General features: G+C 55.0%; 7 protein-coding genes. 4 read left to right on the plus strand and 3 right to left on the minus strand.

Going from position 1 to position 9935, the window contains the following annotated elements; translation table 11 throughout:
- From MVK46_RS05265 to MVK46_RS05275, 3 genes are all read right to left on the minus strand, one after another.
- Positions 1-195 (minus strand): NMD3-related protein (locus MVK46_RS05265; RefSeq protein WP_297535595.1); only part of this gene is annotated, 195 nt, incomplete at its 3' end.
- A gap of 47 nt (positions 196-242) precedes the next feature.
- The gene (locus MVK46_RS05270; protein WP_297535596.1) at positions 243-542 is read right to left on the minus strand and encodes a DUF424 domain-containing protein; all 300 of its coding nucleotides are present in this window, start codon (positions 540-542) and stop codon (positions 243-245) included.
- A 45-nt stretch (positions 543-587) separates the two neighbouring features.
- Positions 588-6647 carry a S8 family serine peptidase gene (locus tag MVK46_RS05275; RefSeq protein ID WP_297535597.1) on the minus strand — a complete coding sequence of 2020 codons (6060 nt, stop codon included), beginning with the start codon at positions 6645-6647 and terminating at the stop codon, positions 588-590.
- A gap of 191 nt (positions 6648-6838) precedes the next feature.
- On the opposite strand from MVK46_RS05275, the gene MVK46_RS05280 reads away from it, so the two are divergent.
- From MVK46_RS05280 to MVK46_RS05295, 4 genes are all read left to right on the plus strand, one after another.
- A complete protein-coding gene (locus tag MVK46_RS05280) occupies positions 6839-7507 on the plus strand; it encodes a hypothetical protein (protein WP_297535598.1) in 669 nt (222 codons plus the stop codon).
- Positions 7504-8487 carry a hypothetical protein gene (locus MVK46_RS05285; protein WP_297535599.1) on the plus strand — a complete coding sequence of 328 codons (984 nt, stop codon included), beginning with the start codon at positions 7504-7506 and terminating at the stop codon, positions 8485-8487. Before MVK46_RS05280 ends, MVK46_RS05285 begins: the two co-directional genes overlap by 4 nt.
- Positions 8463-9551: a hypothetical protein gene (locus MVK46_RS05290; protein ID WP_297535600.1), complete on the plus strand. Its 1089-nt coding sequence runs from the start codon at positions 8463-8465 to the stop codon at positions 9549-9551. Before MVK46_RS05285 ends, MVK46_RS05290 begins: the two co-directional genes overlap by 25 nt.
- Positions 9535-9935, plus strand: a 401-nt coding sequence (locus MVK46_RS05295; RefSeq protein WP_297535601.1) for a glycosyltransferase family 39 protein, incomplete at its 3' end; no start/stop codon positions are given. The genes MVK46_RS05290 and MVK46_RS05295, both read left to right, overlap by 17 nt.

Below are 9935 nucleotides of genomic sequence, written 5' to 3' on the forward strand. Positions count from 1 at the left end.
AAGCTCGTAGCTCTTTGGGTCGACCCAGACCCCTCTCCTCTTGTAGCTACCACAGTTCTGGCACAGCTCCGTGTTCACCTCGTCCGGAATCAGCAGAACGGGATTCTCTTTGAGGTAGCAGATTTGGCACAGTCCATCGATTAGCGGCCCGCCTTCCTTCTCGCTAATTCCGCACCGATAGCAGAACCTCTCCATGCTCTCACCCCACTGAAGTTGGAGGTTTCGCTTAAAAACGTGAACAGTCAGAAGAACATCTTTGCCATCTGGGCGTGGGGAACCCCCTGAATCCTCAGGACCCTTTCGGGGTTAACGTAGCCGAGTTCTATCGCCTTCGAGACGCACCGCTCACCCGTAAGGTTCGCTATCGTCGCTTCCTCGAGCAGCTCCTCCAGTCTGTCCTCCTCCACGAGTTCCCCTCTGTAAAAGCGCTCCTTGACCTCAAGCTTAAGCTCGCCTTCCCTGAAAGTTTTTCCCAGCAGTTCCTCGTCGCATGCCGCGAGAAGGACTTCTCCCTGAACGCGATAAACTTTGACGTATATCATTTCACCACCGGGAGAAAAGGGGAAAGAGGGGTTAAAAACCTAAGCTCAGGAACCCTGGACCTTCGCTATGGCCTCTTCGAGTATTGTTACCGCCTTCTTGATGTCCACGTAGGCCAGGCGGAGGTGTATGAATACTCTGAAGTCTCCAAGGCTTCCCCAGAGGTTGCCGTTTGAAATCTCCATTACCTTCTGGAACTCCATGGTGGCGTTCTGGTAGAGGGCTTCGGCGAGGGCAAGCGTCTCGTTGCTGACACCCATCGCGGAAGCGTTGGCGTAAAGCTCGGTGAACGTCTGGTTGTACCTGACGTAGTTGTGGTAGTACATGTAGCTGAGCATCACGAGCATCTGGTTGAGGGTGGACGGTGTCGTGTAGTCAACCGCAAGGGTTCCCGGCGAGTGTAGCTTCACCTTAACGTAGAGCAGTATTCCGTCGGTGGTGTTCTCGGTCCATACCTTGAGTATATCTATGTTGCTGACCGGCAGGACCGCGTAGCTCGTTGTCGTTGACGGAAGCTTGAAGACGGCAACCGCCTCTGCCCCGTGCGGTCCGTCGATTGTCATGACGTACCTTCCGTTGAGGCTGACGAACCTCTCGACGCTGACACCTGAAACCCCCGAGATGAGGTCGTAGGTTGCGTTGAACTGCTCTGGAATGACGGGCTTAACGAACACCGAAACCTGACTGTTGGCAAGGTCAACATCATCGAGGGTCTGCGCCCTGAGGGTGAAGGTCTTGAGTCCCGGCGTGAGGAGTGGCACCGTGACCTTTATCCTGTAGACCTCGAAGGGCTTCATGACCGGAATCGTAGTGGAGAGCGTCGTGGGTCTTCCGTTTTCATAGACCATGATGGTAACGTTTGAGGCGTTGAAGGGCCCGTTGTTCACAACAAAGGCAGTGAACGTAAGCTGTCCACCGAGGTCAAAGGTGCCGTTTATGGTTGTTCCAATGACATCCACGTCGGCCTTCATTGCTATCGGGGAAGCCGGCAGGAGCTTAACCGGTATTGTAAGGAGCTCCGGGTCCTCGGGAACGCCTATCGTTATGAGACCGTAGAGCGGCTCGGTTCCCTTGAGCTGGGACTCCGTGAGGGCGTAGCTGGCGACCACCTTATAGTGTCCGTTGTCCTGGGGAACCGCCGTTGCCGTGAGTTCGCTGTCCATAAGGGTAACGTACAGGTTGTATGTCGCTTGTCCCGGTGCGGGGTTCTCCCATGAGTAGACCTCAATTATGTACTGCCCCGGCCTCGGGTTGTATAACACAACGTGCTCGTCCGCAGTGGGGCTCGTTGATGAGCCAACAAGCTCCCATGTTCCGTTGTCATTGTAGTACACGTAGAGGTCAATGTCGAGACCCGCTATGGTGTCCCAGACGCTCTCGGTCCAGACGTCGAGGAGTGTTGTTGTGTTGGTTACGTTGACGGTGTAAAAGTTGGAGTAACTGGTGTTCGGGGCGAGCTGGTTGAGGTACTCTATGGGAGCTCCAAATCCGTAGGCGTGGACAACCGGAGTTCCAAGCCACTCCGGCATGTAGAGGCTGAAGGTCTTGCTTGAGGTTAGGCTCCTGACCTCGGTCCACTGCTGTGGTGAGAGCTTCATGATTCCGACGTGTCCAACGAAGTTTATCGCGGGCTTGGTTCCGCCGTAGGGTGCGAAGACCCACAGGGCGTTGAGACCCGGAACGGCCTTTGACACGAGTATGTTCTCAAGCCCCGTTCCCGAGAACGTTATGTCACCAAGCTCCTTCGTCGTTCTGAGCGTGTACGGTCCGAAGATGCCCGGCATGTTCATGCTGAAACCGTCCACGTAGGGCTGGAGTATGGTCTGGTAGACGGGTGCCCAGTCGTTCCAGATTACCTTGCTGACGATGAAGCCGTTGGTGGCGTTCTCCTGGGAGACGTTGAAGTAGAACAGCCTCCAGTCACCGTAGCCCTGGCCGCTGTAGAGGTTGGCGTTGTCGTAGAGACCGCCTGCACTGCCAACCCCTCCAAACGTAAAGTCCGCCTCCGGTGAGCCCACGACTATGCTGACGGGTATGGTAACGGTTCCGTTTGGATAGTCAACGTATATGGCGCCCTCATAGATTCCGTAGGATGCGTTCTCCGGCACCGTAACTGTTGCCTTGAACTGGACGGAGGACTTAGCGGGTATCTGGATGGTCTCGGGGGTGACGTTTACCAACTTCCACGGGCTTATCCTGTAGAACTGAAGGACTATCGTGCCGTTGAACGTTCCGGTTCCGTACTGCCTGACCTGGAGGTAAACATCAGGAGACCTTTCGAGAGGCTCCTTAACAGTGAACCATACCGTCTCACCGGTTCCTCCCTGTTGTATGAGTCCGTAGTCCCCGTAGACCCTGACGAGCATGGCAACGCTACCGCTTGATGCAGTTGGATAGACCGTAACCTTCATGAGCTGCGTTCCGTTCGGGATGAGGCCCGTTATGTTGAGGAACGGCCAAGAGGTGAAGTTTGAGCTTACGTTGTATATCGGAATTTCAACCCTACCTATGCTCTCAACGACGCCGGGAGTTATGTTAACGGTAACTGAGGTGTTGTAGTAGTTTGTCAGCGTGAAGGTTCCGGCGGCGCTTTCTCCCGGATAGAGGACGCCTGGGAAGGTGTCGTATTCCGCTCCCGCCTGCCACTTGCTCGGTGAGGCCTCTATTCCGCCGATTCCAAGGGCGATTTCAACGGCTTTGGTGGCGTTTATGTAACCCGCTCCCTGCTCAAAGACGTCGTTGTAGGTGTTCTCCGCCGCGGACATGAGTATGCTCCTCATCTCCTGGAGGGTTGGATACCTCCCATGAGCCATGTAGAACGCCTCTGCGACGAGCGCTCCAACACCCGCGGCGGTCGGCGTTGCAAGGCTGGTTCCGGCCCATACCTCGTTGGCGAACACCCCACCGATTATCGGAGTGCTCCTCCATGCCTGCATGTTGAGGGTCGTGCTGCCAAGAGCGAACTCGCCTGTGGCCAGTATGTCGGGCTTGACCTGTCCAAGGGCGTTTGGACCCCTGCTTGAGAAGTCCGCAACATCCCCGTGCTCGTCAACTGCGTTCCAGCCGAGGGCAACGCGGTAGCCGAATTCGGTGGCGGCACCGACCGTTATGACACCCGGAGAGGCACCGTTGCTCGAGTCGGTTCCGTAGCCGGGTCCCTCATTGCCGGCCGCAAAGAAGTGCACCGTGAAGGGCCTCTCGAGGCTGAGTAGCTTGAGGAACCTGTCCTCAAAGTTGAAGCCCCTGTCGTAGACGTACATGAGGTCCATTCCGTAGCTGTTGCTGGTTATCTGCGCCTCATCTCCGGTTCCCGGGACGCCGTCGTAGCCCTCGGTGGCGAAGTACATCAGGTCGAGCCAGTTTGACATCATCGTGTAGAGGTCTCCCTCAGCTATTATCCTGGCGTTTATAGCATCTCCAACGACGGGATAGAAGAAGTTCGGTGTTGTGTTGGTCAGCTCGGCGAGTCCCTCCGGCCCAACGGTCCTGCCCTGCGCCGCTATGGCCGCTGCACAGAGGGTTCCGTGTTCGAGTCCCCCGGCGAAGACGCTTCCAATCATGAAGGCAACCAGTCCTCCGTTGCCCGGAATCCTGAGCGGGAGTCCCCAGCGCTGGGCCACAACGGTGGAGTACGGTATCGGGGTCTTGCCGTCGGCTATGAAGTAAATCAGTCCTCCGGAGATGTCGGCGTATCCGTCCTTACCGGGAACGTCCACAGCTCCCTTTCCTGGAACGAACGTCGTCTTGAACAGGTCCCACGCAACCACGGGGTTGGCCTTGGTGTGGCCGCTGTCCTCGTTGAAGTCCACCAGGTTGCCCCAGTCGGTGGTGAGGTCAACGTAGACCTTATCGTAGGTTCCGTCGCCGTTCGAGTCAACGACCAGCACAAAGGCAGGGTTTATGTAGTAGGAGTCGGGCGGAGTGTTTATCACTGCCAACGCAAGGTCAGGGTGCATGCCTATGTGCACCGGACCCTCGAAGGGGAGCGTGAGGTTGAGGTTGAGGGGCAACCTCGTCATGAGGATTCCGCGGCTGAAGTTCACTGGAAGGGCCATGTAGCCGAAGGTCAGCACCGTTGCGTTCGCACCGGGTATCGTTGGGTCGGCCTGGAAGTCCGTCGTCGAGGGGTCGAGGTAGTAGTACGGAATTCCTATGTAGCCTTCGGTTACGTTAACGGCACCCCTGTTCACGGCCTCGACCCTGAACGTTCCGGCACTGTCCATGCCAACGCTCGGTATTCCAAGGTTGAGGAGGTAGTAGGTCGAGTTTGAAACGTGGAGGTAGTTCTTGTTGAAGTCGGTCTGCTGGGGAGTTCCATATTTGACGGTGTAGGCAACGATGTTGTACGTAAGGTTGCCAGGATTGTCGTAGCTGTAGACCACGATTAAATACTGGCCGGGCTGCGGGTTGTTTATGACCACGCTCTCGTTGGGGCCCCATCTTGCAGAGATCCCGACAATACTGCCGTTGTAGAGGACGTAAAGGTCTACGTCAAGGGACGCGTTGGCTGCCGTCGTGTTGACGACGAACTTATCAACCGTGGAGTTTATTGTAACTGAGTAGAAGGTGTAGTTGCCAGTTGGAGGGGCGGTAACGTTCGTCTGGTTGATGAGCCAGGTGTAGTTTGCCGGTATGTAGAATCCATTCGTGTCGAGGAAGTTCGTGCTGATTAGGAACAGCTTTCCTCCGCTGTCAAGGTACTCGCTTATGTTCCCGAGCTGTTCGGCTGTGAAGCTCTCGTTGTTCATTCCCGTGAACCATATGACCGCCGAGTAGTTCTTTAGAACGGTGTAGTTGGGCCTGTCGTTATTAACAACGCGGTAGAGCGTGTAGTTGTAGCCGAGCAGGTCGAGGGCAGAGGTGTAGTAGCTGTCGAAGTCATACCAGAGGGTTCCGTTGTTGTCCGGGCCGTTGTCGTCATCAACGAGGAGTATCCGACCGGTCGGGGTTCCGTTGAAGAGGTACTGGAGAACCTCGTTTATAAGCTCGGCCCTTGCGGTGGTGTTGGGTATGTTGGCAAGGCTCATTCCCGAGAAGGCAACCGTGAAGTTTGTTCCGCGGTAACCGAGGACGTACGGGAACCTGAAGAGCATTGGAATCCCCGTGAACAGGCTGGTGTTCGAGTACCAAGGCCAGTAAAGAGGATACTTAAACAGGTTGGGGAACGCTCCACCAAAGAGGAGGTACTCAAGCATCGAGGCACTGTCAAAGGCTATCGGCCAGCCGTAGTACGGGGAGTTCGGGTTTGTTTCAACGGCGTAGGTATCGCTTAAGTCAGGGTTTCCGAAGTCAACACCGCTGTCTATAACGGCGACGTGAATTCCTTCACCGGTTATCCCGTATTTGCTCCACGCCTTAAGGGCGCCGACGTCGATGGTCGAGAATATGTCGTTGGGCTTGGGCACGGGGTAGTTCTCACCGACGAATCTGCTCGCCTTCTCCTTAGCTTCTAGGTAGGAAGCCATGACCTCAGGGCTTACCTTGGCGAGGCTGGGTGCCAGCTCCCTGAAGGAGAGCACCTTGAATCCGTTGAGGGTCGTTGGAGTTCTGAGTTCCGTTTTGTAGACAAAATCCATGCCGGGGAGGAGCTTGCCCTTGAAGGATGTTGAGAGAACCTTCATGTAGTCAGCTACCGTGGGCTTGGAGGTCTCGCTGAGCATCGCCACAAGCGGCTTAACATCGCTCAGAGGGGATACCTCGAGAACTCCAGGTATCTGGGCTATTTTGTCGAGAACCCCTACCGCCGTCGGGGAGGACTTGAGCATCACAAGGTAAACGTAGTCGCCCGCTATCTCAGAACTGCCCACAACCCTAATGCCGGGATGCTGAATTTTTACTGGAACCGCGGAAACGACCTTGAAGGGAACCCATATTCCTTGGTTCGGGTATCTCTCATAAACCAACTTAACTAAGTCCTTTAGAGTACTGCTTACAATTCCAGAACCGGCGTTCTGGGTGGGTGAAGATACCCTCTCGACGGAGATGGACGGCCTTGGGGGGCTGTTTTGAGCAACCGCTGAGGTCGCTGTTGTCGGTGGGAGAAGTGCTGGCACTAGGGACAGCACCATAACCACGACGATTATCAGGCTTGCAGCCTTCCGATTCATCAGGACACCTCCCTATTGGTGTGTAGCATAGTAGCTAAAGGGGCATTAGATATAAATATTTCGACTAGAATGAACTTACAAGATTTGTAGGGTTCGTTTGAGAACCGAACTAGGCAGATTTGTTCAATAAGATTTCATACAAAGATTTTTTAACATGACACCGTTAGGGCATGAGGCCGGGTGGTGGCTACATGGAAGTTAAAAAACTGGGCATCCTAATTGTTGTTATAGCTCTCATCGGCCTGCTTGTAAACTCCGAAGTTCAGCACTATCAGGGCGGTGAGATATACGAGGCCGCCAACAAAGCATATGGCCTGCTCGTGAGGGGATTTAACGTTACGATAGTAGTTAAAACCGTTAGCGGACAGACCATAACGGGGACGCTCCTCAGCGTTAGGGGTTCCACGATCTCAATAATCGTTAACGGCACCACCTACACCGTAGGGGGCCCCGAAGCGACGAGGGAGCAGATAAAAGCCAAGCTCATAAGGATAATCTACCACGGGAAAGTGTTTCTCTATGAGGTTCCGCCGAAGCTCGGAACGGGCTCGGAGGTCTTCGGTTCATTGATACCCGACCAGTTCTACTCGGTGAGGTACTCGGGAAAAATCTACATAGAGGGCAACGTCACGCCGATTCTAATAGGCATGCTGAAGTATCAGGCAGACTACAAGACGTACGGCTCGATAACCATAAACCAGCTCACGTCGAACGGAGCAGTGATAACCGCCAGCATGGTCCCCGTCCAGTATCTCATACATTACCTGAAGGACTACAAGGTCTACACCTATGGCCTCCTCTACGTTAATTCCGACGAGAGGAACATGAAGCTGACGCTCCTTGAGGTGAGAACTTCATGAGACTGCCGGTTCTAATTCCTATCCTCTTCATAACGTACGTCGCCGTTGGACTAGCTGAACCAAAGACGATAGCGGTGAGCACGGCCTTCGCTCTCTTCATCCTGTGGGGAATAAAGAAGGGAAGCGAGATAGAGTGGAGGGACTTAGGACTAGATATACAAGAGGAATATATCAACTGGGCCTTCTGGATAGCCATAGGCATAATCCTACTTCAGATAGCCCTCCTCAGAAAGGTGCCCCTCCTGGAGCCGGCCATTAGAACCCACCTAAACCCGAGGCTGACGGCACTGACGTATTTTCTCGGGGTTCCATCCTCGACGTATCTGTTCATGAAGAAAAAGAGATACGCCCTGCTCTACCCCCTGGCCGTTTCACTGTACGCCTACAGAACCCCAATACTGGTATCGGTTCTCGCCATGGCCTTTGCCTACTACGAGGAGGCCCGCGAAAGGGGGAGGCTCTCGCGGGTAAAGTTGGCAGGCCTGTTTGGAGTGGGGGCGCTTCTCCTCGGTGCCGTGACGTACCTCAGGGGCAACGGTCTGTCAAGCCTCTGGGTGAGGTTTCAGAGCACGGTCTCTGTCCTCGACGTCATAGTCTGGAGGGGCAACTGGGACGGAACTTACAGGGGAGCTCTCCAGTGGGCGGGGGTGACCTCCTACTTCAAAGGGGGCTATTCCCCAAGGGGGCTTGTCGCGAAGTTCCTCTACGTCCACACGGGGGCAACCATTACACCGACTCTCCTCGGCGGAATGTACCTTGACTTCGGGGTCTTTGCCCTCATCGAGGGGTTCCTGCTCGGACTCTACTACGGGATGATTTTAAAGGCGAGACATCCCATAACGAAGGCAATCTACTACTCAACCCTCGCCTACGGAATTGTTGGCGTTGAAACCGGAATCCTCGACCTTCCAGTTTACGCGCTGTTCCTCATCGGGGCTTACATCCTCTACCGGGGGTGGAGGGGAGTGAGGGGACGATGAGGCCCGAACGGCTGTTTGTGGCTTTCGTAATCCTTTACTTCTCGGCGGCTCTTGTTGGAAAAATCGTCTACTCCAGCTTCCTTGGGGGAATTAAGCCCCTCCCCCTCGTTTACGCCCTGACGTTCCTCCTCCTGCTTTTCGCAGGACTCAAGATTGAAATAAGGGTTTCTTCATGGATTTTTTTCGCCGCTGGAACCGTCCTGCTGGTCGTTCTGGGCTGGCCCTACCTCCTCGGCGGTCTCGCCGCACTGGCATTGCTCAAGTTCCTAATGGACAACAACGCCCTTGAGAGGGGCGTCGCTCCCGCTGTGGTTGTTTCGATTGCACTCGTTATTATAGCCTCTGTACTGGGTGGGGTCCCCCTCCTCAACCCCAGCCTGAGGTTCACCTGGGTGCGCTACCTCTACCTAGCGGCCGGCTACATAACGGTGGGAGCCGTCGCAGCGAAGCCCTCGCTCATTCCCTTCATCGTTGGGGAGGGGATAGCGGTAGCCGGAACCTCAAGGACGATTGGAGTGGGCGTTGCCGTTGCGTACCTGATGGGGGTTCTCTACCGGAGTGCAAAAACCAAAAGACCCTACCTTAGAAAAGTTCTCCCCATCGTCGCGTTGCTACTCCTGATAGTTTTCCTCGCGAGGTACAGCGCCACGGTTAGGGGATACTCGGTGTGGAAGCTCGGGTTTTTGGGAAGCCTTCTCTACAGGCCCGCAAGCTCCTACACGGTTTACGAGAGGCTTTTCCAGATGGGAATGCCCCTCGGCAGGCACAGGCTTCTCTTCATGGACAACCCAACGTACTACGTCGGGAGGCTCTTCGGGAAGGAAATAGGATACACTTACACGCTCATAGGGGAGCCTGCCTACGACTTTGGGATTTTCGGACTTTTGGAGGCCCTTCTCATAGGGACGCTTCTCAGGAAGGCCTCAAAAAACCCCTTCACCGGCGCCTTTGCCCTCACCGTTGGAACCCTGATGCTGGACATAGGGGTTGAGGGAACGTTCTTGGCAACGCTTTTTTACCTGGCATACCTCTCAAGGGGGGAAGGTGATGAAAGTGAGAGGTAAGCTCGTCCCGCTTATGGTTTTCCTATCGGCCGTTGCACTACAGCTTGCAACGTTTCCGCCATGGAACACCCTTACCTACGACGGTGCCCTCTACATCGACATAGCGAGAAACCTAGTCGCCAACCCCACCAACTTCACCTACCAGGGAGTTTACATGATGTACAGACCGCCGGTTTACCCCTATACGCTCTCCCTGTTCTACCACTTTATTCACGCTCCCCTGAGTCAGTTAGAGGCCGCAAGACTCGTCTCGGTTCTCTTCTTTGGGCTTACCGCAGTCGTAGTATACCTGCTGACCAAGGAACTCTTTGGCGGCGAAATCAGAGGAGCGATTGCAGCCATGTTCTTCACACTCAACCCGCTAGCGTTTACGATGGGAAGCCG

The sequence above is a fragment of the Thermococcus sp. genome (assembly GCF_027066465.1).
Taxonomy (GTDB): Archaea; Methanobacteriota_B; Thermococci; order Thermococcales; family Thermococcaceae; genus Thermococcus.

Coding starts and splice junctions, on each gene's coding strand:
- MVK46_RS05270 (WP_297535596.1), bottom strand. CDS start 542: ATGATATACGTCAAAGTTTATCGCGTTCAGGGAGAAGTCCTTCTCGCG.
- MVK46_RS05275 (WP_297535597.1), bottom strand. CDS start 6,647: ATGAATCGGAAGGCTGCAAGCCTGATAATCGTCGTGGTTATGGTGCTG.
- MVK46_RS05280 (WP_297535598.1), top strand. CDS start 6,839: ATGGAAGTTAAAAAACTGGGCATCCTAATTGTTGTTATAGCTCTCATC.
- MVK46_RS05285 (WP_297535599.1), top strand. CDS start 7,504: ATGAGACTGCCGGTTCTAATTCCTATCCTCTTCATAACGTACGTCGCC.